Genomic DNA, 23,964 nt, shown 5'->3' with positions numbered 1-23,964 from the left:
GGTTGCCGGTTGCCGGTTGGCGGTGGTGGTGTTCGCGGCCGCGGCGTCGGCGGTGCCGGTGTGCCGGTGGTTGGTGGTCGGCGTCGGTGTTCGCGGCCGTGGCGGTAGCTGTGCGGGCGGTGCCGTCGGGGCCCGGGTGAGCGGTGCGGCGGTCCCGTCGGTGGGCCGGACGGGGGCGGGCCGGTACGGTCTGCTCCCGAGGCGCGTCCGGCGGTGGCCCGCGGGAGGCGCCCCGGCGGCGGCGCACGCGGCCGGGCACCCGCCCGGGGACGCGCGTGCGCGTGCGAGGGGAGCGTGCGGGGCATGCGGGCACTGGGGTCGGACGACCCGCGCCAGGTGGGCGCCTACCGGCTGTTGCGGCGGCTCGGCTCGGGCGGGATGGGCCGGGTCTACCTCGGGCGGACCGCGGGCGGGCGCACCGTCGCGGTGAAGGTGGTGCGCCCGGAGCTGGCGGACGACGCCGAGTTCCGCGCCCGGTTCCGGCAGGAGGTGACCGCGGCCCGGCGGGTCGGCGGCACCTGGACGGCGCCGGTCCTGGACGCGGACACCGAGGGCGAGCAGCCCTGGGTCGCCACCGGCTACGTGGCGGGCCCCGCGCTCACCGTGGCCGTCCAGGAGTACGGGCCGCTGCCCGAACCGGCCGTCCGGGCCCTCGGGGTCGGGCTCGCCGGGGCGCTCGCCCACGTGCACGGACTCGACCTGGTGCACCGCGACGTCAAGCCGTCCAACGTGCTGCTGACCCTGGACGGGCCGCGGCTGATCGACTTCGGGATCGCCCGGGCGCTGGACGCGGCCAGCGGCCTCACTCGTTCGGGTTATGTGGTCGGCTCGCCGGGCTTCATGTCACCCGAGCAGGCGAACGGACAGCCGGTCGGCCCGGCCGGGGACGTCTTCTCGCTCGGCGCGGTGCTGGCCTTCGCCGCCACCGGCGTGCACCCCTTCGGGGAGGGGGTCAGCGCGGCCGTCCTGCTCTACCGGGTGCTGCACGAGGAACCGGACGTGGCCGGGCTGCCCGAGCGGCTGCGGCCGGTCGTCCTCGACTGCCTCGCCAAGGACCCGGCCGCCCGGCCCACCCCGCGGCAGCTGGCCGCCAGGCTGGACCCGGAGGGCGTGGGCACCGCCCGGCTCTGGGCCTTCCTGCCGCCCGCGCTGGCGGCGGGGGTGGGACGCGGCGCGGTGGAACTGCTGGACCTGGAGGACGAGCCGGAGGGCGCGTCCTCGGCCGAGGCGTCCCCGGCTGAGGGGGAGGAGCCGGTGCCGACTCCGACCTACGCGCCCCGGGGCTACTACCCGCCGGAGTGGACGAAGCCGCCGAAGCCCGTCAGTCCGTGGAAGCGGCCGGTCGGGCTCGCGACGGCGGCGGTGCTGGCGCTCGCGCTGCTCGGGGGCGCGGGGTACGGGCTGTACGAGTGGTGGCACCGGCCCGGTGCCGGTCCGGTGGTGTCGGGGCCGACCGGGGCGACCGGGGGTCCGCTGCCGGTTCCGTCCGTGGACCCGGGCGACGCCGTCGCCTCGCCGGGGGCCTTCGTTCCGGGCGGTCCGTCCGCGTCCGGTTCGGCTTCCGGTGCCGCTTCTCCGTCCGGGGCCGCCTCGGCCGCGTCCTCGCCGTCCGCGACGGGCGGGCCGAACGCGGTGCCGGCCGCGTTCCTCGGCACCTGGAGCGGGGACATGGTCACCGACAAGGGCCTGCCCGGCGGCACCACCACGATCACCGTCCGCCCGTCGGCGGTCGGCCAGGAGGCCACCTCCAGCCGCAACGGCGTCTCCGGGCTGATCCCGATCAGCTGCGAGGGCGCCTGGACGCTCACCTCGGTCTCCGACACCAAGCTGGTGTTCCGGTCCCGGCTGGTCCGCTCCTCCATCCCCGGGGCCTGCACCGGCGGCGCCAACGCGGAGACGCTCACCCTGCAGTCCGACGGGACGGTCCGGTTCACCTCCGCCGACCCGCCCGGCGGAAACCCGGCCGGGACCCTGCGCAAGGTGAACGGGGCGGCGGGCTGAAGACGTCGGCTGAGTCGGCTGAGGACGTCCGAAAGGCCTGGCGTAGGCTGGTTCGGCCGTACCCCAGTAGCACTTGAGAGAGAGAAGGCCGCCAGGTGACCGAGCTCGCAGCGACCACCCTCGATGCGTCCAGCACCGACCTGCAGGCCGTGCTCGACCGGGCCGCCGCCGGCGGCCGGATCACCCCGGAGGAGGCGCTGGAGCTCTACCGCTCGGCGCCGCTGCACGCGCTCGGCTCCGCCGCCGACGCGGTGCGCCGCCGTCGCTACGCCGGTACCGAGCACATCGCGACGTACATCATCGAGCGCAACATCAACTACACGAACGTCTGTGTGACGGCGTGCAAGTTCTGCGCCTTCTACGTGCCGCCGAAGAGCGACAAGGGCTGGTCCCGCGAGCTCGACGAGATCCTGCGCCGCTGCGCGGAGACCGTCGAGCTGGGCGGCACCCAGATCATGTTCCAGGGCGGCCACCACCCGGACTACGGCGTGGAGTACTACGAGCGCGCGTTCTCGGCGATCAAGGCCGACTTCCCGCAGCTGGTGATCCACTCGCTGGGCGCCTCCGAGGTCGAGCACATGTCCCGGATCTCGGGTGTCTCCGTCGAGGAGGCCATCACCCGGATCCACAAGGCGGGCCTGGACTCCTTCGCCGGCGCCGGCGCCGAGCTGCTCCCGGAGCGCCCGCGCAAGGCGATCGCCCCGCTGAAGGAGTCCGGCGAGCGCTGGCTGGAGATCATGGAGGTCGCGCACGGCCTCGGCGTGGAGTCCACCTCCACCATGCTGATGGGCACCGGTGAGACCAACGCCGAGCGGATCGAGCACCTGCGGATGATCCGCGAGGTGCAGGACCGCACCGGCGGCTTCCGGGCCTTCATCCCGTACACCTACCAGCCGCAGAACAACCACCTGAAGGGCTCGACCCAGGCCACCGTCTTCGAGTACCTGCGGATGATCTCCATCGCCCGCCTGTTCCTCGACAACATCGCCCACATCCAGGGCTCCTGGCTCACCACCGGCAAGGAGGCCGGCCAGCTGTCGCTGCACTACGGCGCGGACGACCTCGGCTCGGTCATGCTGGAGGAGAACGTCGTCTCGGCGGCCGGCGCCAAGCACCGCTCCAACCTCACCGAGCTGATCTACCTGATCCGGGCCGCCGACCGCGTGCCGGCGCAGCGCTCGACCACCTACCAGCACCTGCGGGTGCTGGACGACCCGGCCAACGACCCGGTCGACCCGCGGGTCGCCTCGCACATCGCCTCCACGGCGATCGAGGGCGGCACCGCGCACCCCGAGCTGAAGATCCTGGACAACTGAGCACGCTCGCCGCGCCGTGCTGACCCTGCACCGGGCCGCGTTCGTGCTGCCCGACCCCGCCGATCCCGCCGCCCCGCCCATCCCGGACGGGGCGGTGGTGGTGCGCGGCGACCGCGTCGAGGCGGTCGGACCGTACGGCGAACTCGCCGCGGCGCACCCCGGGGCGCGGGTGCGGGACTGGGGCCGGGCAGTGCTCGCGCCCGGGCTGCGCAATCCGTACGGGCACTGGCTGCTGGAACGCGCGTACCACCCGGATCCGCGGGAGGAGATCGGCGTCGAGCCGGTGGCCGACGGGCTGGCCGGGTCCACGGACGAGGCGCGCTGCGGGGCGAGCGCGCGGCGCGGACTGCAGCGGATGCTCGGGTTCGGGGTGACGGCGGTGAACGGGCCGTTCGAGCGGGCTTCGGTTCGGACGGCGGTGGCGCGGTCGGGGGTGGCGGGGCTTGCGGGGCTGGCGGGTTCTGCGGAGGCGTCGGGTGTGGGCGCGGGGCCGTTGGACCCGCTGGCCGTGCTGCCGTTCGCGGAGGCCGTGTACGGGCGGGTGGCGGCCGGTGGCCGGGCGGACTTCGCGGTGTTCGCGGCCGCGGCCGAGGGGCGCGCCGAACCGGCGTCGGGCGGGTGCCTGGCCACGGTGCTGGGCGGGCGGTTGGTGTACCGCCGGCGCTGAGCGGACCGGCCGGGAACGGCGGCGCCGGTGTGACGTACTCATCAGTAGCCGGATTCCCTTGCGGTGCACCGGACTTCCTTCGTGTGCACCCGAACTCCGGTGCCGGTGGCCGGTAGTGATTGTCCCTTCGCCGTGACCTGAGGGCCCGCCAGCGGATACGATCCCGGACAGCTCACTCCGTACCCTCACCACACCACCGCCCGCCCCCGCGGGCGGCGGGGCCGCGTCCCCGGCCCCGAAGGCAAGCCAGGACAGGAACCATGCAGACCGCGACCGTTCCCCCGCCGCGCATCCCGCGGTTGGGCCGTGGTTGGTACCTCGCCGCCGTGCTCAGCGCCGTGCTGGCCGTCGGCATGTGCCTGCTGGGTTGGCGCCAGGCCGACCAGGCCGACCGGATCGAGGCGCACCCGGTGAGAGTCGAGGGCGTCGTCACCCAGCTCCCGACCGGCGGCGGCACCTACAGCGCCGTCACCTACCGGGTGGGCGGCCAGCCGCACACCGCGGCCGCGCTGCCGCTCGCGGACGGCACCAGGCTCGGCGACGCGGTCTGCCTGGAGCACGCCGCCGACGACGCGGGCGCGGTCCGGATCTGCGGTGACACCTACCCGCAGCCCGTCGGCGTGGGCCTGGCCCGGTTCAGCGTGCCGGTCGCCGTCGCGCTCTTCGTGATCTGCGTGCTGCGCATCCGCCGGCACCGGAAGGCCGTCGCCGTCCGCGCCGGGCAGGGGCGGCTGGCCGCCAACCTCGCCCTGGCCGCGGAGACGCTGGCCGACGGGATGCCCGCGATAACCCACGGCAAGCGCTCCCGCCGGAAGCGGCGCGCGGGCGGGCGGCGCGGGCAGCACTGACGGGGGCCGGCCCGGGGTGGCTGTGCGAGCGGTCGCGCCGGTGGCCCGGTGGCCCGGTGGCCCGGTGGGCGGTCGGGTGGGTGGTCGGGCGGGTGGTCGGGTCGGGGTTCCGGTGGGTGGTCGGGTGGGCGTTCCGGTGGGGTGTGCCGGCGGTCCGGTGAGCCCCGTTGGCCGGGGTGTCCGTGCGAGGGTGAACAATGGGGGGCGTGACCCGAGCCTCTCTGGACAAGCAGCCGCACGAAGTCGCCGCCATGTTCGACGACGTCGCGGCCAAGTACGACCGGACCAACGACGTGCTCTCCCTCGGCCAGGCCCGCGCCTGGCGCCGGGCGGTGGCCGAGGCGGTGGCCGCCGGACCGGGGGACCTCGTGCTCGACCTCGGAGCCGGCACCGGGACCTCCTCGCTGCCCTTCGCCGAGGCCGGGGCCAAGGTCGTCCCGTGCGACTTCTCGGTCGGCATGCTCACCGAGGGCAAGGCCCGCCACCCCGAGCTGGCGCTCACCGCCGGCGACGCCACCCGGCTGCCGTTCGCGGACGACACCTTCGACTCGGTGACCATCTCCTTCGCCCTGCGCAACGTCCAGGACACCGACGCCGGGCTGCGCGAGATGCTGCGGGTCACCAAGCCCGGCGGCAAGCTGGTGATCTGCGAGTTCTCCACGCCGACCTGGACGCCGTTCCGGACGGTCTACACCGAGTACCTGATGCGCGCGCTGCCGCCGGTCGCCACGGCCGTCAGCAGCAACCCGGACGCGTACGTCTACCTCGCCGAGTCCATCCGGGCCTGGCCCGACCAGCCGGGGCTGGCCGCCAAGCTGCAGGACAACGGCTGGTCGAAGGTCGCCTGGCGGAACCTGACCGGCGGGATCGTCGCGCTGCACCGGGCGTACAAGATCGCGTGATCGTCGCGTTCTCGTCGCGGGGCGGGGCGATGGTCGACGTGGTGGGGGACGGGCGCTTCCGGTGGCGTGAGCGGAACTAGACTGCCGGAGACAAAAGCCGCCGTCCCCCGCCGCAGCTCCAGGAGTGTGTCCACGTGTCCGAGACCGCAGCCGATCTGACGAAGCCGGACAGCCCGGTGGAGAGCACGGCCGACGTCATCGTGGTCGGTGCGGGCCCGGCCGGCTCCACCACGGCGTACTACCTGGCCCAGGCCGGGCTGGACGTCCTGCTGCTGGAGAAGACCGCCTTCCCGCGCGAGAAGGTCTGCGGCGACGGCCTGACCCCGCGTGCCACCAAGCAGCTGGTCGACATGGGCATCGACGTCTCCACCGAGAACGGCTGGCTGCACAACAAGGGCCTGCGCATCATCGGCGGCGGCGTCCGGCTGGAGCTGGACTGGCCCGAGCTGTCCTCCTTCCCCGACTACGGCCTGGTCCGCAAGCGCGCCGACTTCGACGAGCTGCTGGCCCGTCAGGCCGAGAAGGCCGGCGCCCGGCTCTACGAGCGCTGCAACGTCAGCGGGCCCATCGTGGACGACCGCACCGGACGGATCGTCGGCGTCACCGCCAAGCTCGGCGAGGAGAAGCGGCCGGTCACCTTCCGCGCCCCGCTGGTGGTCGCCGCCGACGGCAACTCGACCCGGCTCTCGCTCGCCATGGGCCTGCACCGGCGTGAGGACCGTCCGATGGGCGTCGCCTACCGCACCTACTTCAACTCGCCCCGCCACGACGACGACTACCTGGAGTCCTGGCTGGAGCTGTGGGACACCCGCGGCGGCCAGCGCAAGCTGCTGCCCGGTTACGGCTGGGTCTTCGGCATGGGCGACGGCACCTCCAACGTCGGCCTCGGCATCCTCAACTCCTCGCCGGCCTTCGGCGAGCTGGACTGGCGCGAGGTCCTCAAGGCCTGGTGCGCCGGCATGCCGGAGGAGTGGGGCTACACCCCCGAGAACATGACCGAGCCGATCCGCGGCGCGGCCCTGCCGATGGCCTTCAACCGGCAGCCGCACTACACCCGCGGCCTGCTGCTCGTCGGCGACGCCGGTGGCATGGTCAACCCGTTCAACGGCGAGGGCATCGCCTACGCGATGGAATCCGGCCAGATCGCCGCCGGGGTCATCGTGCAGGCCCTCGCCAGGGTCACCGACGGCGGCCGCGAGCGCGCCCTCCACGCCTACCCGCGCATCCTCAAGGACGTGTACGGCGGCTACTACACGCTGGGCCGCGCCTTCGTGAAGCTCATCGGCAACGCGAAGGTGATGCAGCTCGCCGCCCAGCACGGCCTGCCCCGACCGCTGCTGATGCGCTTCACCCTCAAGCTGCTCGCCAACCTGACCGACCCGCAGGGCGGCGACGCGATGGACCGCGTGATCAACGGGCTCGCCCGGGTCGCGCCGAACGCCTAGCGCGCGGCGTCCCCGCCGTCGTTGGCGTTGCCGTTCGCGCCGCTGTTCGCGGTGCTGTTTGCGCCGCTGTTCTTCTCCGCCGCCTCCGGGAGCCCGTCGATCGGGCGCCGGGAGGCGGCGGAGCGCTGTTCGACGTAGGCCAGACGGTCGGCGAAGACCCGGGCCGCGTCCGGGGTGAGCGTCCGCAGGGCGACGAGGGCGGTGAAGACGACGTCGCAGAGCTCGTGCTGGACGTCCTCCCAGCTGTGGGTCACCCCCTTGCGCGGGTTCTGACCGGTGGCACCGATCACCGCGGCACCGACCTCGCCGACCTCCTCGGAGAGCTTCAGGATCCGCAGCAGGCGCTCCTCCTGGGGCGACTGCGTGCGCTCCCCGTCGAGCCAGGCGACCATGTGATCGACGCTCTCCCAGATCCGGCTGTCCATACGGCGCTGTTCCCCTGCGGTGTCGGCGGTGCTGCCACCGTACGGGAGCGGGCGCTCGGGGACGCCCGGGGCGACCCGGCCCGCTCGGTCAGCGGGTGCTGATCTTCACGTTGCGGATGTTCACCGGGAGGTTGGGGAATCCGTCGCCGGGGTTGTTCTGGTCGTCCTCGCCACCGGCGGCGATCTTCTGCAGGACGTCCAGGCCCGCCGTGATCCGGCCGAACGGGGTGTAGGCGGGGGAGAGCTTGGTGTCCTTCCAGACGAAGAAGAACTGGCTGCCGTTGGTGTTCGGACCGGCGTTGGCCATGGCCACGGTGCCGGCCGGGTAGGTGGCGCCGGTCAGGTTCTCGTCCGGGAAGGAGTAGCCGGGCCCGCCGCTGCCCGTCCCGGTCGGGTCGCCGCACTGGAGGACGTAGATCCGCTGGGTGGTGAGGCGGTGGCAGTGGCTGCGGTCGAAGTAGTCGTGCTCGGCGAGGAAGCGGAACGAGAACGTGGTGCAGGGCGCCTTGTCGGTCAGCGCCTCGAAGGTGATCTGGCCCTGGCTGGTACGCAGAGTCGCGCGGTAGGGCTGGGCCGCCTTCTTGGCGTTGAAGACCGGGATGCCCTTGAAATTGTCGGCCGGGACAGCCGGTGTGTAGGTGCAGCCGGCGCTGGCGGTGGCTGCGGCGGCGGAGGTGTCCGCGACGGCGGTGCCGGTGCTGGCCACGAGCGGGAGGACGGTGGCGGCGGCGACCAGCGCCCAGTGCGTGCGCTTCACGTGACGGGCCTTCCGGGGGGTGGTGGACGGCTGGATTGTCATGGAGGAATCATCCACGGCCGGGTGGGGATGCGGTAGGGGTCGGGGCGGCCGCGACTCCCGGGGGTTCGGGAGTGTGATGGTCGGTCAGGTGAGCGCCGGGGCGCGGGTTTCCGTCGGGGCTGCCGGTTCTGCCCGGCTCGACGGCTCACCTGTTACGGATGTTGCCGGTGTTACGGATGTTGCCTGTGCTGCCGGTTTTGCCGGTGCGGCGGGAGTTGCCGGGCCCGGGTGGCCCGGGGGGGTCTGGGTGGCCTGGAGGGGTCAGGGGTGGTCGGGGGTGGTCGGGGGCTTCCGGGATCGAGGTGAAGAGCCCGGCGCGGGCGGCCAGGGCGGCGGCATCGGCGGCCCGCTCGGCGGTGCGGGCGTCCAGCGGCTCGCCGGAGACGAACAGGCGGTAGTAGAGCGGCGCGGTGGCGGCCCGGACCACCTCGGCACCGTCCGTTCCGACCGGCAACTCGCCCCGGGTGACCGCCCGTTCGGCCACCTCGGCGACTTGGCGGTGGCGGGTCGCGAAGAAGTCGTGCAGGGCGGCCGCGCCGGCGTCGGAGCGCTGGGCGGCGGAGATCAGTGCGGTCGGTGTGGGGCCCAGCTCGGGGTCGGTGAAGACGTCGAACACCTCCTGGGTGATCCGGCGGAGGTCCTGCTGGAGGTCGCCGGTGTCGGGCAGGGGCCAGGGCTGGTCGGCGGAGGCGGTCAGCGCGTCGGCGACCAGGCCGTCGACGCCGCCCCACCGTCGGTAGAGGGTCGCCTTGTGGACGCCGGAGCGGGCGGCGACCGCCTCCACGGTGAGGCCGTCGTACCCCTTTTCGGTGACCTCGGCGAGCGTGGCGGCGACCACGTCCGCCCGGACCCGGGCGCTGCGGCCGCCCGGACGCGGGGTCGGGGTGTGGGGCGGCGGTGCGGGGTTGGCGGTTCCGGTCAAAGTCGACTCCAGTCGCATTAAGGCTTGCTGTGGGTGTGGTGGCGTGCCATGCTCATCGTAATGCGACATGAGTCGCATTACGAGAGGAGTCCGAGTGACCGCCACCGCCATCCCCGACCCCACCGTGCTCCACCCGCTCGCCGGTCACGACCGCGTCGTCCTGCTGCGGCCCCTCGTCACCGACCCGCGGATCGAGGTCGGCGAGTACACCTATTTCGATGACCCCGACGGTGCCACCCGCTTCGAGGAGCGCAACGTCCTCTACGCGTACGGCCCCGAGCGGCTGGTGATCGGCAAGTACTGCGCGATCGCCACCGGCACCCGCTTCCTGATGGCCGGTGCCGCCCACCCGGCCGTCGGCGTCTCCACCTTCCCGTTCACGATGTTCGGCGGCAGCTGGACCGAGCGGACCCTCGACATCGTCACCGACCTGCCCAGCCGGGGGGACACGGTGATCGGCAACGACGTCTGGTTCGGCTTCGGAGCCACCGTCCTGCCCGGGGTCCGGATCGGTGACGGCGCGATCATCGCTGCCGGTGCGATGGTCACCACCGATGTCGAGCCGTACACCGTGGTCGGTGGCAACCCCGCCCGCCCGATCCGCCGCCGCTTCGACGACGCCGACATCGAGCGCCTGCTCCGCGCGGCCTGGTGGGACTGGCCGGTCGAGCTCGTCACCGAACACGTCCGTGTGGTCATGTCCGGAACGCCCGCCGCCATCGAGGCGATCGCCGCGGCAAACGGTCTGCTCGCCGGCTGACCGCCGGTGCCGCCCGGGCCGGGGCTGCCGGACCGGGGCCTGCCGCGCCGATCGACTCGACCGCGCCGACCGAGCGGATCATGCCGACCATCCGGTGTCCGGACGGGCATTGATCATCGGTGGTCCGGTGCGCGAGACTGGCGCCCCTTTGCTCCACGCTTCGCCCTGTCCACCGCCGGGTCTCCCGCCCGGCCGCTGGGTCCGTCCGACGCCGTACGGTACTCGCGCCCGCCGGTTCCGTTCGCTCGGAGGGATCCTCGTCATGCCTGCCTCCTTGTCCAAGGGCTCGTCCTCGTCGGCCCTTCGTGATCTTCCGGTGCTGCTCGTGGCGGTGGTGTGGGGGTCGAGCTTCCTCGCCGTCCAGCGGGTGGCCGAGCCGGGGACGGTCGTGGCGATGCTGGTGCTCCGGTTCGGGCTGGTGCTGCCCCTGCTCGGAGCGGTCGCCTGGCGGGCCCTGCGGAGGTTGAGCCGGGCGGAGTGGCTCGGCGGTGCCGCGCTGGGGCTGGTGCTGAGCGGGATCTTCCTGCTGGAGACCTACGGCGCCGTGCACACCTCCGCGACCAACGCGGGGCTGATCATCAGCCTCGCGATGGTGCTCACCCCACTCGGCGAGAGCGCTCTCGGGCGGACCGCGCCACCGCGGGCCTTCCTGGCGGCCGCCGGGCTGGCCGTGCTCGGCGTCGCCCTGCTCACCGGCGACGGCGGGCTGCGCGCTCCCTCGCTCGGTGACCTGCTGGTGCTGGGTGCCGCCCTCGTCCGATCCGCGTACGTCCTGGCCATGGCCAGGAGCCGGGCCCTGCGCGACACCGACATGCTCGCCGTGACCTGGGTCCAACTCGCCGTCGCAACGGCCGTCTTCGCCGTCGTCGCGCTGTCCGTGGGGCCGGCGCCGTGGACCGTCGCCCGCTCGTACGGGGTCGGCCAGTGGGCCTGGCTGCTGCATCTGTCCCTGTTCTGCACGCTGTTCGCCTTCTTCGTCCAGATGTGGGCGGTGCGGGCCACCTCGCCCTCCCGGGTGAGCCTGCTGCTCGGCACCGAGCCGCTGTGGGCCACCGTCTTCGGCATCACCGTGGCAGGGAACCGGCCGGGGCTGCTCGCCCTGTTCGGAGGCGCCCTGGTGCTGGCCGCGACCGAGTGGGGGCGCCGTACCGCCCCCGCGCCGCGCCCGGCCGGGGGCGGGAACGGAACGGCTGCCGGGGTGGATGCGGGAGCCGGGGAGCCGACGAAGGAGCCGGCCTCGGCGTGATCCGTCGGCGTGGTCACCGGCGCCACCGCAGGGTGCGGCGGGCGTAGTCGACGGTGACCGCGCCGAGCAGCGGGCCCCAGGCCACCAGGGGCAGGTAGGCGGCGGTCATCACCAGGGCGGCGAAACCGTGCGGTGCGTCGGGTGTGGCCAGGTTGTCGGCCCAGCGGCCGAACAGCCCCTCCATACCGAGGACGGTGAGCACCGCCGAGCCCAGCAGCGCCGGGACGATCGCGGCGAGCGGCGGGACCCGCCGGCCGCCGAGCAACGGGATCCAGCGGGGCACCACCTGCCCCCAGGGCCGGACCAGGCCGAGGGTCAGGAAGGACAGGGCCTCGGCCAGGGCGCTCAGCGCCACGCAGTAGACCGTGCCCCAGCCCGGCTGGTGCTCGGCGAACGCGGCGGCCGTGGCCCCGGTGAAGCCGAGCGGGGCGCCGAAGCCGAAGGCGATCCGCCAGACCCCCGAGGGGACGGTGCTCAGGGCGGCGGCCTTGGCGGCCAGCCGGGCCCAGCGCGGGGCGGGAGGGACGGCTGCGGTGGGCCGGTGGTTCGTGGTCCGGTGTGCGCGGGCCCGGCGTTCGGTGGTTCGGTGCGTGGTGCCCTGGGCGTTGATCACGAGCTTCGACACGGTGGACTCCCTTCCGGCCCGGCCCCCTCGGCCGGTGCGATGGCTCAAGACTGGAGGTCAGCCGGGGGTTCGCGGCAGTGCCGATCGGGCTGTTCTCCCTGCTCAACCCGCCTGTGAAATATGCCGATCGGCACAGGCGCACCGCCGGACCCACGTCGTACTGTGACGGCAGTCGAAGAGAGGTGGTGACGATGAATCAGACCCTGTCGCTGGTTGTCCCGGCCCTGCTGCTGCCGGCCTGGGTGGTCCGCGGGCGCTACGGAGCGGCCTTCGTGACGACTGCGCTCGGTGCGGTCTCGGTGGCGGTCTCGGTCACCCTCTGGCTCACCGGCCGCTGGGTGGAGGGCGATCGCTGGGCCGGGGCGGTCGGGCTGGCCGAAGTGGCGGGCCTGCTGCTGGCGGTGCTGCTGACCTTGCGCGCCCAGGACGGCCCGCGGTGCGCGGCGGCCGCGTGGACGGCGTGCGGCGCGGTCACGCTCTGGCCGTCCCGCTTCCTGTACATCGAGGGGCCGACCGACACGCTCACGCTCTTCGGCTTCGGATCGATGCTGTCCCTGCCGACGGTGCTGATCGGGCTCTACCTGCGGGGGCTCGACGACGGCCGGGCCCGCGCGGTGGCCGAGGCCAGACGGGCCCAGCGGCTCGAACTGGCCCACGACCTGCACGACTTCGTGGCACACGACGTCAGCGGCATGGTCGCCCAGGCCCAGGCGGGGGCGTACATGGCGGCGATCGACCCGGCACGGGCGGCCGAGGTGTTCGAGCGGATAGAGCAGGCCGGGCAGCGGGCCCTGGCCTCGCTGGACCGGACCGTGCAGCTGCTCCGCAGCGAGGAGGCGGGCGGCCGCAGTCCGCAGCCAGGCCTCGCCGAACTCGCCCAGGTGGTGGACCAGTTCACCGCATCGGGCGGCGCCGAGGTCCGGCTGGAACTGCCGGAGGGGCCGGTGCCGCGCGAGGTGGAGGGCACCGTCCACCGGATCGCGGTCGAGGCCCTGACCAACGTCCGGCGCCACGCTCCGGCCGCGCGGACGGTCGAGATCCGGGCCCGCCGCAGCGACGGACGACTGGAGCTGACCGTGACGGACGACGGCGGGGCGCCGGCCCCGGAGGGAGGTCCGCGCCGGGGCGGCGGGAGTGGGCTCCCTGGGCTGGCAGCCCGGGTGGAGGCCCTCGGTGGTTCGCTGGAGGCCGGTCCGTACGCGGGGGAGGGGTGGCGGGTACGGGCGGTGCTGCCGCTGGACGCGACCGTCAGCGGATCGGAACGATCAGGGCCAGAGCGGTCAGGGCCAGAGCGGTCCGGGCCAGGGCGATCCGGATCGGAACGATCACAGGGGCCGACGCGGGTCGGCACGGGGGAGGTGCGGGGATGAGCAGTGGCGCGGGGCCGGTTCGGATCCTGATCGCGGACGACCAGGCGGACGTTCGCAGCGCGTTCCGGATGATTCTGGACGCCCAGCCGGACATGACGGTGGTGGCCGAGGCGGCGGACGGCGCCGCGGCGGTGGCGGAGGCGAGGAGGCTGAGGCCGGACGTGGTGCTCGCGGACATCCGGATGCCGAAGCTCGACGGCCTGGAGGTCACCCGGCAACTCGCGGGCCAGTACAAGGTGATCGTGGTGACCACCTTCGACCTGGACGAGTACGTGCACACGGCGCTTCGAAACGGTGCGGCGGGCTTCCTGCTGAAGCGCTCGGGGCCGGTGCTGCTGATCGAGGCGGTCCGGGCGGCGATGGCCGGGGACGCGTTGATCAGCCCGCAGATCACCGTACGGCTCCTGCGGCACATGGCACTTCCGGGAGGGGAGCCGGGGCCCGGCCCGGGAACGGCCTCGGGGCCCTCCGGGCCGCCGCCGGCGGCCGGGCCGGTGGAGGAACTGACCGCACGGGAAAGGGAGATCGCCGAGCAGGTGGCGGACGGGGCGACCAATGCCGAGATCGGCGCGGGGCTGTTCATCTCACCGGGGACGGTGAAGAACCACCTCGCCAGCATCCAGCGCAAGCTCGGTGCCCGTAACCGGGTGGGCATCGCGGCTTGGGTGTGGGAGCAGGCGGCCGGCACCCGCTGACAGGCCCACCTACAGGTCCCACCGACAGGACCACCCACAGGCCCCAACCCACAGGCCCCCACCTCCAGGGCGAGGGGAACAGCTCCCGGGGCGGAGGCCGCACAAGCGCGGCCCCGCGCCCGCGCCCGCGCCCGCCCCCGCCCGCGCGCTCGCCGCCCCCGCCCCCTGGCGCGCGTCCAGCCGCTGGCAGCCGGAGGCGGAGGGCGGCCGCCGCAGCGCAGGCGTACCCCGTCCGACGCCGAGTCCGCGCGCTTGTGAACGAAGGGTCAAGCGAGCGTTCGGACCCCCGCCACCCCTCCGAGTGAGCCGCTATAACACGTCAACATGACGCCTCTAAATTTGCCTGAGTCGACGCATAGTTGATATAGGAATACGCCCCTGACCAGCTGCTTCACAAGTAAATGCGACTGGTTGTGATCATTTGACTCCTTTGCGTCGACAAATCTGGGCATGTTCACATTCGCCATCATTCACATGGTGGCGTAGATCACAAAGATCGCGGTGAACTGCGTGTCGCAGATCACAAGCGGACGGGCATAAGATGCGCTCGTTCCAGGCTTTGTGAACTGCCTCACATGAGGTGGATCCCGGGAACCGGAGGGCGGGTTCACCTGAGTGTGACCTGCTGGTTCCGATCTGCAGTCAAGGACGACTGGACGGAGGGAGCGGGGGCTATGAATGCCTACGCGCCGATCCTCGTACTCGGTGCCATCGCGGCGGCGTTCGCGGTCGGCTCCGTCGTGATGGCCTCACTCACCGGCCCCAAGCGCTACAACCGGGCCAAGTTGGAGGCGTACGAGTGCGGCATCGAGCCGACCCCGCAGCCCGTGGGCGGCGGTCGGTTCCCGATCAAGTACTACCTGACGGCGATGCTCTTCATCGTCTTCGACATCGAGATCGTCTTCCTCTACCCCTGGGCGGTGACCTTCGACGCCCTGGGGATCTTCGGGTTGGTCGAGATGCTGCTCTTCATCGCCACGGTCTTCGTCGCGTACGCCTACGTCTGGCGCCGCGGCGGCCTGGAGTGGGACTGAGTCCGGCGGGACCGACCCCGGAACGGTGGTGCCGACCCCCGGAGCGGTGGGGCCGCCCCTCGGAACGGGACTGTCGGAACGGGACTGAGCGCGGGGTGGCCGCCGCCCTTGTGAACGAGCGGACAAGCCCGAACGGGCCGGACGTACCAGAGGACTTGAGGGCATTGAGAGGGATCTGATGGGAATCGAGGAGAAGCTGCCGAGCGGCTTTCTGCTCACGACCGTGGAGACGGCCGCCGGCTGGGTGCGCAAGGCGTCACTCTTCCCGGCCACCTTCGGTCTGGCCTGCTGCGCGATCGAGATGATGACCACCGGTGCCGGCCGCTACGACCTGGCCCGGTTCGGGATGGAGGTCTTCCGGGGTTCTCCCCGGCAGGCCGATCTGATGATCGTGGCGGGCCGGGTGAGCCAGAAGATGGCACCGGTGCTGCGCCAGGTGTACGACCAGATGCCCAACCCCAAGTGGGTGATCTCGATGGGCGTCTGCGCCTCCTCCGGCGGGATGTTCAACAACTACGCGATCGTGCAGGGCGTCGACCACATCGTTCCGGTGGACATCTACCTGCCCGGTTGTCCGCCCCGTCCGGAGATGCTGATGGACGCCATCCTGAAGCTGCACGACAAGATCCAGCACGAGCCGCTCGGGGTGAACCGGCGCCGGGCCGAGGAGCTCGGCGAGGCGCTCGCCCTGCAGGCCACCCCGATCAGCGAGATGCGGGGGCAGCTGCGATGAACGAGCAGGTACCCGAGACCCGCCGCGAGCACCCGGTCCGCGAGATCCCGGTCGAGGTGGTCGGCCGCCGCCAGGGCATGTTCGGTGCCCAGGGCAGCGGCGACACCTCCGGTTTCGGCGGTCTGGCGACGCCGGTGGTGCTGCCCGGTCCGAGCGAACGCCCGTACGGCGGTTGGTTCGACGAGGTCGCCGACGAGTTGGAGGGAGCCCTGGAGGAGCAGGGCCTGGACCCGGTCGAGGTGATCGAGAAGACCGTGGTCGACCGCGGCGAGCTCACCTTCCACATCGACCGCGCCCACCTGCTGAGGACCGTCCGGGTCCTGCGCGACGACCCGGCGCTGCGCTTCGAACTGTGCCTGGGCGTCAGCGGCGTGCACTACCCGGGTGACAAGGGCCGCGAGCTGCACGCGGTCTACCACCTGCGCTCGATCACCCACGGCCGGCTGATCCGGGTGGAGGTCACCGCGCCCGACGCCGACCCGCGCGTCCCCTCCGTGGTGAGCGTCTACCCGACCAACGACTGGCACGAGCGCGAGGTCTACGACTTCTTCGGCCTGGTCTTCGAGGGCCACCCGGCGCTCACCCGGATCATGATGCCGGACGACTGGCTGGGCCACCCGCAGCGAAAGGACTACCCGCTCGGCGGCATCCCCGTCGAGTACAAGGGCGCCCAGATCCCGGCTCCCGACCAGCGGAGGTCGTACAGCTGATGAACACTCGGCACTACGAAGGCAGCCGCGGGGAAGCCGCGGAAGCAGACGCCCGGGAGACCACCGAGGGCCGGGTCTTCACCGTCACCGGCGGCGACTGGGGCGAGGTGGTCGAGGCGGTCGGCCGGGCCGACGACGAGCGCATCATCGTCAATATGGGCCCCCAGCACCCGTCCACCCACGGCGTGCTGCGGCTGATCCTGGAGATCGACGGCGAGACGGTGAAGGAGGCCCGCTGCGGCATCGGCTACCTGCACACCGGCATCGAGAAGAACATGGAGTTCCGCAACTGGGTCCAGGGCACCACCTTCGTGACCCGCATGGACTACCTGACCCCGTTGTTCAACGAGACCGCCTACTGCCTGGCGGTCGAGAAGCTGCTCGGCATCACCGACGACATCCCGGACCGGGCCAACGTCATCCGGGTGATGATGATGGAGCTCAACCGGATCTCCTCGCACCTGGTCTGCCTGGCCACCGGCGGCATGGAGATCGGCTCCACCACCCTGATGATCTACGGCTTCCGGGACCGCGAACTGATCCTGGACGTCTTCGAGCTGGTCACCGGCCTGCGCATGAACCACGCGTACGTGCGCCCCGGCGGTCTCGCCCAGGACCTGCCGCCCGGCGCCGTCGACCAGATCCGCGAGGCGGTCAGGACGATCCGCTCCCGGATGCACGAGTACGACAAACTCGCCACCGGCAACCCGGTGTTCAAGGCCCGCCTGGTCGACGTCGGCTTCCTGGACCTGCCCGGCTGCCTGGCCCTCGGCGCCACCGGCCCGATCCTGCGCGCCACCGGCCTGCCGCACGACCTGCGCAAGACCGACCCGTACTGCGGTTACGAGGACTACGACTTCGAGGTCGCGATCGCGGACAGCGCCGACTCCTACGGCCGCTTCCTGATCCGCCTGGAGGAGATGAAGCAGTCGCTGCGGATCGTCGAGCAGTGCCTGGACCGGCTGCGTCCGGGCCCGGTCATGGTGGCCGACAAGAAGATCGCCTGGCCGGCCCAACTGGCCGTCGGCCCGGACGGGATGGGCAACTCGCTCGACCACATCCGGAAGATCATGGGCACCTCGATGGAGGCCCTGATCCACCACTTCAAGCTGGTCACCGAGGGCTTCCGGGTCCCGGTCGGCCAGGCGTACGCGGCGGTCGAGTCGCCCAAGGGCGAGCTGGGCGTGCACGTGGTCAGCGACGGCGGGACGCGCCCGTACCGGGTGCACTTCCGGGACCCGTCGTTCACCAATCTGCAGACGATGGCGGCGATGTGCGAAGGCGGCCAGGTGGCCGACGTGATCGTCGCGGTGGCCGGGATCGACCCGGTGATGGGAGGCGTGGACCGGTGACCAACGTCGAACTCGGACTGCCGGCGCTGCCGGCCGCACCGTACCCCGAGGAGGTGCGCGCCCGGCTGGCCGCCGACGCCGCCGAGCTGATCGCCCGCTACCCGGAGCCGCGTTCGGCGCTGCTGCCGCTGCTGCACCTGGTGCAGGCGGAGGAGGGCTTCGTCAGCCCGACCGGGATCCGGTTCTGCGCCGAGCGCCTGGACCTCACCACCGCCGAGGTCACCGCCGTCGCGACCTTCTACACCATGTACCGGCGGCGCCCGGCCGGGAAGTACCACGTCGGGGTCTGCACCAACACCCTGTGCGCGGTGCTCGGCGGGGACCAGATCTTCGCCGAGCTCCAGGAGCACCTGGGCGTCCGCAACAACGAGACCACCGAGGACGGCGAGGTCTCGATCGAGCACATCGAGTGCAACGCGGCCTGCGACTACGCGCCCGTGGTGATGGTCAACTGGGAGTTCTTCGACAACCAGACCCCGGAGAGCGCCCGGCAGCTGGTCGACGACCTGCGGGCCGGCCGTGAGGTCCGGCCCACCCGGGGTGCCCGGTTGTGCGGCTTCAAGGAGACCGCGCGGATCCTGGCCGGCTTCCCGGACGAGCGCCCGGGCGCCAACGACGAGTCCGGCGCCGGCGGCGCGCCCTCGCTGGCCGGTCTGCGGCTGGCCCGCGGCGAGGCCCTGCCCGGCACCCCCGGCACCCGCGTCGTCTCACCCCGCAACGAGCCACCCCGAACCGACGGACCTCGCACCGACGCGCCCCGCACCGACGCGCCCCGCACCGACGCGCCCCGCACCGACGCCCCCCGCGACGAGGCCCCCCGCGACGAGGCCCCCCGCAGCGACGCACCGCGCACCGACGCGCCCCGCACCGAGGGCACCGGCCAGGAAGGGAGCGAGGCGTGATGACCTCCGCAGAGCCGGCCGAGAAGCTGCTCACCCCCGTCCTGTCCGACTCCTGGGACGACAGCCGCCCCTGGACGCTCGACACCTACCGCCGCCACCACGGCTACGAGGGCCTCAAGGCGGCCCTCGCCATGCCCCCGGACGACGTGATCGCCCTGGTCAAGGACGCCGGCCTGCGCGGCCGCGGCGGCGCCGGCTTCCCCACCGGCATGAAGTGGCAGTTCATCCCGCAGAACGACGGCAAGCCGCACTACCTGGTGGTCAACGCGGACGAGTCCGAGCCGGGCACCTGCAAGGACATCCCGCTGCTGTTCGCGAACCCGCACTCCCTCATCGAGGGAATGGTCATCGCCTCCTACGCGATCCGCTGCGACCACGCCTTCGTCTACCTGCGCGGCGAGGTCGTCCCGGTGCTGCGCCGGCTGCACGCCGCGGTCGCGGAGGCGTACGGGGCGGGCCTGCTCGGCCGGAACATCCTCGGCTCCGGGATCGACCTGGACATCACCGTGCACGCCGGTGCCGGCGCGTACATCTGCGGCGAGGAGACCGCGCTGCTGGACTCGTTGGAGGGCCGTCGCGGCCAGCCCCGGCTGCGGCCGCCGTTCCCGGCGATCGCCGGCCTGTACGCCTGCCCGACGGTGGTCAACAACGTCGAGTCGATCGCCTCGGTGCCGCCGATCCTGGCCCGGGGCAAGGAGTGGTTCAAGGGCCTGGGCACCGAGAAGTCCCCCGGCTTCACGCTCTACTCGCTCTCCGGGCACGTCACCAACCCCGGCCAGTACGAGGCCCCGCTGGGCATCACCCTGCGCCAGCTGCTCGACCTCAGCGGCGGCGTCCGCTCCGGGCACCGGCTGAAGTTCTGGACCCCGGGCGGTTCCTCCACCCCGATGTTCACCGACGAGCACCTCGACGTCCCGCTGGACTACGAGGGCGTGGGCGCGGCCGGCTCGATGCTGGGCACCAAGGCGCTGCAGGTCTTCGACGAGACCACCTGCGTGGTGCGGGCGGTCACCCGCTGGACGGAGTTCTACGCCCACGAGTCCTGCGGCAAGTGCACGCCCTGCCGCGAGGGCACCTACTGGCTGGTCCAGCTGCTCAAGCGGATCGAGGCCGGGGAGGGAGTCGAGGGGGACCTGGAGAAGCTCCTCGACATCGCCGACAACATCAACGGCAAGTCCTTCTGCGCGCTGGGCGACGGCGCGGCCAGTCCGATCGTCTCCTCGCTCCAGCACTTCCGGGCCGAGTACGAGCAGCACCTGGCCGAGCGCCGCTGCCCGTTCGACCCGGCCGCCTCCACCGTCTGGGCCGACGGCCCCCGCCCCGGCCACCAGTCCGCCACCGAAAGGGAGGTGCACGCGTGACGATCACAGAGCCAACCGCCTCCACGGGAGAGAAGCCCGCGGTCGAACTGGTCACGCTCACCATCGACGGCGTCGAAGTGCAGGTCCCCAAGGGGACGTTGGTGATCCGGGCGGCCGAGACCATCGGCACCCAGATCCCGCGCTTCTGCGACCATCCGCTGCTCGACCCGGCCGGCGCCTGCCGGCAGTGCATCGTCGAGGTCGAGGGCCAGCGCAAGCCGGTCGCCTCCTGCACCATCCCGGTGGCCGAGGGCATGGTGGTGCGCACCCAGCTCAGCTCGCCGGTGGCCGAGAAGGCGCAGCGCGGCGTGATGGAGCTGCTGCTGATCAACCACCCGCTGGACTGCCCGGTCTGCGACAAGGGCGGCGAGTGCCCGCTGCAGAACCAGGCGATGTCCAGCGGAGCCGCGGACTCCCGCTTCGAGGGCATGAAGCGCACCTACGAGAAGCCGGTGCCGATCAGCAGCCAGGTGCTGCTGGACCGCGAGCGCTGCGTGCTGTGCGCGCGCTGCACCCGCTTCTCGCAGCAGATCGCCGGGGACCCGTTCATCGACCTGGTGGAGCGCGGGGCGCTGCAGCAGGTCGGCACCGGCGAGGGGGACGACTTCGAGTCCTACTTCTCCGGGAACACCATCCAGATCTGCCCGGTGGGCGCGCTGACCTCGGCGGCCTACCGGTTCCGCTCGCGCCCCTTCGACCTGGTCTCCTCGCCGAGCGTGTGCGAGCACTGCTCGGCGGGCTGCGCGCAGCGCACCGACCACCGCCGCGGCAAGGTGCTGCGCCGGCTGGCGGGCGAGGACCCGGCGGTGAACGAGGAGTGGAACTGCGACAAGGGCCGCTTCGCGTTCCGCTACGCCCAGCAGCGGGACCGGCTGACCACCCCGCTGGTGCGGGTGGACGGCGAGCTGGTGCCGGCCTCCTGGCCGGAGGCGCTGGCGAGGGCCGCCGCGGGTCTGCGCGGCGCCCGGACGGGCGTGCTGGCCGGCGGCCGGGTGACGGTCGAGGACGCGTACGCGTACGCCAAGTTCGCCCGGGTGGTGCTGGGCACCAACGACGTGGACTTCCGGGCCCGCCCGCACAGCGGCGAGGAGGCGGACTTCCTGGCCGCGGCGGTCGCCGGGCGCGGGGTGGACGTGGACGGCTCGGGCCTGACGTACGAGCGGCTGGAGCAGGCGCCGGCGGTGCTGCTGGCCGGTTTCGAGCCGGAGGAGGAGTCGCCGATCGTCTTCCTGCGGCTGCGCAAGGCGGTCCGCGGCCGCGGTCAGAAGGTGTTCTCGGTGGCCGCGTTCGGTTCCCGGGGCCTGGCGAAGCTGCGCGGCGGGCTGCTGCCGGCGGCGCCGGGCACCGAGCCGGAGTGGTTCGCGGCACTGGCGGTGGACGAGCCGCTGAACGACGAGGCGGGCCGGGCGGCCGAACTGCTGCGCGCGCCGGGCGCGGTGATCCTGGCGGGCGAGCGGCTGGCCGCCGTGCCGGGCGCGCTGACGGCGGTGCTGCGGCTGGCGCACGCGACCGGTGCCCGGCTGGCGTGGGTGCCGCGTAGGGCGGGCGAGCGCGGGGCCGTGGAGGCGGGCGCGCTGCCGGGGCTGCTGCCCGGTGGCCGTCCGGTGGCCGCCGCGGCGGCGCGGGCCGAGGCGGCCGCGGTGTGGGGGGTGGCGGAGCTGCCGTCCAAGCCGGGCCGTTCCACCGACCAGATCCTGGCGGCGGCCGCGCAGGGCGAGTTGGACGCGCTGCTGATCGGCGGCGTGGACCCGGACGACCTGGCGGACCCGGCGCTGGCCGACGAGGCGCTGGCCGCCGTCCCCTTCGTGGTGTCGCTGGAGCTGCGGCCCTCGGCGGTGACGGCGCGCGCGGACGTGGTGCTGCCGGTGGCGGCGGTGGCGGAGAAGGCCGGCACCTTCCTGGACTGGGAGGGCCGGGTGCGGATGTTCGAGGCCGCGCTCAAGCCGGACCAGCAGATGGGCCGTCATCTGCAGTCGGATCTGCGGGTGCTGGCGATGCTGGCGGACGCGCTGGGCCACCGGCTGGGGCTGCCCGACGTCCGGGCGGCTCGGCTGGAGCTGGACGCCTTCGCCCCGTGGGAGGGCGACCGCGCGGCCGGTCCGGCGGCGCACCCGGGCCTGCTGCCCCGTCCGGCCACCGGCCAGGCGGTGCTGGCGGGCTGGCGTCCGCTGCTGGACGAGGGCACCTTGCAGCAGGGTGATCCGCACCTGGCGGGCACCCGGCACCGGGTGGTGGCCCGGATCTCGGCCGAGACGGCGAAGGAGATCGGCGCCGAGTCGGCCGCCGCGCTGCGGCTGACCGGCCCGGCCGGCTCGCTGACGCTGCCGCTGGAGGTCACCGGCTCGCTCCCGGACCGCACGGTCTGGATCCCGCTCAACTCGACGCCGGGCGGCGCCCACCGCGCGCTCGGCACCACCGTCGGCCACCTGGTCACGATCGCCGCGGCCGAGGCCGAGCCCGAGCCGGCGGCGCAGGCCCCGGCCGGGGCGGGCGCGGGCGAAGGGGAAGGGGAGGACCGATGACGACTCCGCAGCCGTACGAGACGCTCCACTTCTTCGGCCAGGACCCGTGGTGGCTGGTCCTGCTGAAGGCGGTGTTCTGCTTCGCGTTCCTCGTCCTGACGGTGCTGATCGCGATCGTCTGGGAGCGCAAGGTGGTGGCCTGGATGCAGTTGCGCATCGGGCCGAACCGGCACGGGCCGTGGGGCCTGCTGCAGTCGCTGGCGGACGGCGTGAAGCTGGCACTGAAGGAAGACCTGGTGGTCAAGGGCGCGGACAAGGTGGTCTACGTCCTGGCCCCGATCGTCTGCGCGATCCCGGCGTTCATGGCCTTCGCGGTGATCCCGTTCGGTCCGGCCGGCAACGAGGTGTCGATCTTCGGCACCCGGACGGCGATGCAGCTGACCGACTTCCCGGTGGCGCTGCTGTACATCCTGGCCACGGCCTCGATCGGCATCTACGGCATCGTGCTGGCCGGCTGGTCGTCCGGTTCGACGTACCCGCTGCTGGGCGGGCTGCGTTCGGCCGCGCAGATGGTCAGCTACGAGATCGCGATGGGCCTGTCCTTCGCGGCGGTGTTCATCTACTCGGGCTCGATGTCGACCTCGGAGATCGTGGCGCACCAGCAGCCGACCTGGTTCGCGGTGCTGCTGCCGGTGTCGTTCATCGTCTACGTGATCGCGATGGTTGGCGAGACCAACCGGGCGCCGTTCGACCTCCCGGAGGCCGAGGGCGAGCTGGTCGGCGGCTTCAACACCGAGTACTCCTCGCTGAAGTTCGCGATGTTCATGCTGGCCGAGTACGTGAACATGGTGACGGTCTCGGCGGTGGCCTCGACGCTCTTCCTGGGCGGCTGGCGGGCCCCGTGGCCGGTGTCGACCTTCTGGGAGGGCGCCAACCACGGCTGGTGGCCGATGCTGTGGATCACGCTGAAGATCCAGCTGCTGCTGTTCCTCTTCATCTGGCTGCGCGGCACGCTGCCCCGGTTCCGCTACGACCAGTTCATGAAGCTGGGCTGGAAGGTGCTGATCCCGGTCTCGCTGGTGTGGCTGGTGCTGATCGCGAGCGTGCGGGCGCTGCGCAACGAGGGCTACGGCTTCGGCGAGGTGGTGCTGTACGTGGGCGCCCCGGTCGGGGTGGTGCTGCTGCTGGCGCTGCTGCGGGACTTCCTGAGGAAGCAGCCGGAGGCCGAGGAGGCGCCGCCCGAGGGAGGGTTCGACCCGATGGCGGGCGGCTATCCGGTGCCGCCGCTGCCCGGTCAGGAGCTCCCGCCGGTGCCGCGCCGGCGCAGTCGCGCCCCGAAGCAACTCCAGGACGCCCTCAACGGGGCCGACCATTCCGAAGGGAGCTGAA

22 protein-coding genes are annotated in these 23,964 nt (G+C 72.8%); 18 read left to right on the top strand and 4 right to left on the bottom strand.

What is annotated here, in order from left to right:
• Positions 1–303: 303 nt before the first annotated feature.
• The 6 genes from ACYP53_RS06010 (at position 304) to ACYP53_RS05985 (ending at position 7,179) form a co-directional block, all read left to right on the top strand.
• The gene (locus ACYP53_RS06010) at positions 304–2,001 is read left to right on the top strand and encodes a serine/threonine-protein kinase (RefSeq protein ID WP_189920035.1); all 1,698 of its coding nucleotides are present in this window, start codon (positions 304–306) and stop codon (positions 1,999–2,001) included.
• 95 nt (positions 2,002–2,096) lie between these two features.
• Positions 2,097–3,317, top strand: a complete 1,221-nt coding sequence (mqnC, locus tag ACYP53_RS06005; RefSeq protein ID WP_459646823.1) for a cyclic dehypoxanthinyl futalosine synthase — start codon at positions 2,097–2,099, stop codon at positions 3,315–3,317.
• A 16-nt stretch (positions 3,318–3,333) separates the two neighbouring features.
• Positions 3,334–3,984, top strand: a complete 651-nt coding sequence (locus ACYP53_RS06000; protein WP_459646822.1) for an imidazolonepropionase-like domain-containing protein — start codon at positions 3,334–3,336, stop codon at positions 3,982–3,984.
• A gap of 260 nt (positions 3,985–4,244) precedes the next feature.
• Entirely contained in the window at positions 4,245–4,832 is a 588-nt protein-coding gene (locus tag ACYP53_RS05995) for a hypothetical protein (protein WP_189920041.1), read from the top strand.
• Between the two features lie 206 nt (positions 4,833–5,038).
• Entirely contained in the window at positions 5,039–5,734 is a 696-nt protein-coding gene (locus ACYP53_RS05990) for a demethylmenaquinone methyltransferase (protein ID WP_189920043.1), read from the top strand.
• Between the two features lie 134 nt (positions 5,735–5,868).
• The gene (locus ACYP53_RS05985) at positions 5,869–7,179 is read left to right on the top strand and encodes a geranylgeranyl reductase family protein (RefSeq protein ID WP_459646821.1); all 1,311 of its coding nucleotides are present in this window, start codon (positions 5,869–5,871) and stop codon (positions 7,177–7,179) included.
• Here the strand turns inward: ACYP53_RS05985 and ACYP53_RS05980 are convergent.
• The 3 genes from ACYP53_RS05980 to ACYP53_RS05970 form a co-directional block, all read right to left on the bottom strand.
• The gene (locus ACYP53_RS05980) at positions 7,176–7,604 is read right to left on the bottom strand and encodes a MazG-like family protein (protein WP_459646820.1); all 429 of its coding nucleotides are present in this window, start codon (positions 7,602–7,604) and stop codon (positions 7,176–7,178) included. The two genes, ACYP53_RS05985 and ACYP53_RS05980, sit on opposite strands and share 4 nt — an antisense overlap.
• Positions 7,605–7,692: 88 nt before the next feature.
• On the bottom strand, positions 7,693–8,403 hold the full coding sequence (locus ACYP53_RS05975) for a peptidylprolyl isomerase (RefSeq protein WP_459646819.1): 711 nt from the start codon (positions 8,401–8,403) through the stop codon (positions 7,693–7,695).
• A 145-nt stretch (positions 8,404–8,548) separates the two neighbouring features.
• The gene (locus ACYP53_RS05970; protein WP_459646818.1) at positions 8,549–9,325 is read right to left on the bottom strand and encodes a TetR/AcrR family transcriptional regulator; all 777 of its coding nucleotides are present in this window, start codon (positions 9,323–9,325) and stop codon (positions 8,549–8,551) included.
• Between the two features lie 94 nt (positions 9,326–9,419).
• Between ACYP53_RS05970 and ACYP53_RS05965 the strand changes: the two genes are divergently transcribed.
• Together ACYP53_RS05965 and ACYP53_RS05960 are read left to right on the top strand one after the other, a co-directional pair.
• Positions 9,420–10,085: a CatB-related O-acetyltransferase gene (locus tag ACYP53_RS05965; protein ID WP_459646817.1), complete on the top strand. Its 666-nt coding sequence runs from the start codon at positions 9,420–9,422 to the stop codon at positions 10,083–10,085.
• A 262-nt stretch (positions 10,086–10,347) separates the two neighbouring features.
• On the top strand, positions 10,348–11,331 hold the full coding sequence (locus ACYP53_RS05960) for a DMT family transporter (RefSeq protein WP_459646816.1): 984 nt from the start codon (positions 10,348–10,350) through the stop codon (positions 11,329–11,331).
• Positions 11,332–11,344: 13 nt separating this feature from the next.
• Here the strand turns inward: ACYP53_RS05960 and ACYP53_RS05955 are convergent, their stop codons facing one another.
• Positions 11,345–11,956 carry a hypothetical protein gene (locus tag ACYP53_RS05955; RefSeq protein ID WP_459646815.1) on the bottom strand — a complete coding sequence of 204 codons (612 nt, stop codon included), beginning with the start codon at positions 11,954–11,956 and terminating at the stop codon, positions 11,345–11,347.
• A gap of 191 nt (positions 11,957–12,147) precedes the next feature.
• Between ACYP53_RS05955 and ACYP53_RS05950 the strand changes: the two genes are divergently transcribed.
• The 10 genes from ACYP53_RS05950 to nuoH all read left to right on the top strand — a co-directional run bounded on the left by ACYP53_RS05950 (position 12,148) and on the right by nuoH (position 23,963).
• Positions 12,148–13,326, top strand: a complete 1,179-nt coding sequence (locus ACYP53_RS05950; RefSeq protein ID WP_459646814.1) for a sensor histidine kinase — start codon at positions 12,148–12,150, stop codon at positions 13,324–13,326.
• The gene (locus tag ACYP53_RS05945; protein ID WP_459646813.1) at positions 13,323–14,021 is read left to right on the top strand and encodes a response regulator; all 699 of its coding nucleotides are present in this window, start codon (positions 13,323–13,325) and stop codon (positions 14,019–14,021) included. The genes ACYP53_RS05950 and ACYP53_RS05945 overlap by 4 nt, the downstream gene beginning before the upstream one ends.
• Before the next feature lie 674 nt (positions 14,022–14,695).
• Positions 14,696–15,055: an NADH-quinone oxidoreductase subunit A gene (locus ACYP53_RS05940; protein ID WP_030060100.1), complete on the top strand. Its 360-nt coding sequence runs from the start codon at positions 14,696–14,698 to the stop codon at positions 15,053–15,055.
• A gap of 178 nt (positions 15,056–15,233) precedes the next feature.
• Positions 15,234–15,788 carry a NuoB/complex I 20 kDa subunit family protein gene (locus ACYP53_RS05935; RefSeq protein ID WP_030060101.1) on the top strand — a complete coding sequence of 185 codons (555 nt, stop codon included), beginning with the start codon at positions 15,234–15,236 and terminating at the stop codon, positions 15,786–15,788.
• Positions 15,785–16,498, top strand: coding sequence for an NADH-quinone oxidoreductase subunit C (locus tag ACYP53_RS05930; RefSeq protein ID WP_189920059.1), 714 nt, complete (start codon positions 15,785–15,787; stop codon positions 16,496–16,498). The genes ACYP53_RS05935 and ACYP53_RS05930 overlap by 4 nt, the downstream gene beginning before the upstream one ends.
• On the top strand, positions 16,498–17,850 hold the full coding sequence (locus tag ACYP53_RS05925) for an NADH-quinone oxidoreductase subunit D (RefSeq protein ID WP_189920061.1): 1,353 nt from the start codon (positions 16,498–16,500) through the stop codon (positions 17,848–17,850). The genes ACYP53_RS05930 and ACYP53_RS05925 overlap by 1 nt, the downstream gene beginning before the upstream one ends.
• On the top strand, positions 17,847–18,752 hold the full coding sequence (gene nuoE / locus ACYP53_RS05920) for an NADH-quinone oxidoreductase subunit NuoE (RefSeq protein WP_459646812.1): 906 nt from the start codon (positions 17,847–17,849) through the stop codon (positions 18,750–18,752). Before ACYP53_RS05925 ends, nuoE begins: the two co-directional genes overlap by 4 nt.
• Positions 18,752–20,113: an NADH-quinone oxidoreductase subunit NuoF gene (gene nuoF / locus ACYP53_RS05915; protein WP_459646811.1), complete on the top strand. Its 1,362-nt coding sequence runs from the start codon at positions 18,752–18,754 to the stop codon at positions 20,111–20,113. The genes nuoE and nuoF overlap by 1 nt, the downstream gene beginning before the upstream one ends.
• Complete coding sequence (locus ACYP53_RS05910; RefSeq protein ID WP_459646810.1) at positions 20,110–22,635, top strand: NADH-quinone oxidoreductase subunit G; 2,526 nt, start codon at positions 20,110–20,112, stop codon at positions 22,633–22,635. The genes nuoF and ACYP53_RS05910 overlap by 4 nt, the downstream gene beginning before the upstream one ends.
• Complete coding sequence (nuoH, locus tag ACYP53_RS05905) at positions 22,632–23,963, top strand: NADH-quinone oxidoreductase subunit NuoH (RefSeq protein ID WP_459646809.1); 1,332 nt, start codon at positions 22,632–22,634, stop codon at positions 23,961–23,963. Before ACYP53_RS05910 ends, nuoH begins: the two co-directional genes overlap by 4 nt.
• The last annotated feature ends 1 nt before the right edge of the window (position 23,964 follow it).

Source organism: Kitasatospora sp. Ki12, assembly GCF_054601375.1.
This window is presented reverse-complemented; position numbering and strand designations above follow the sequence as displayed.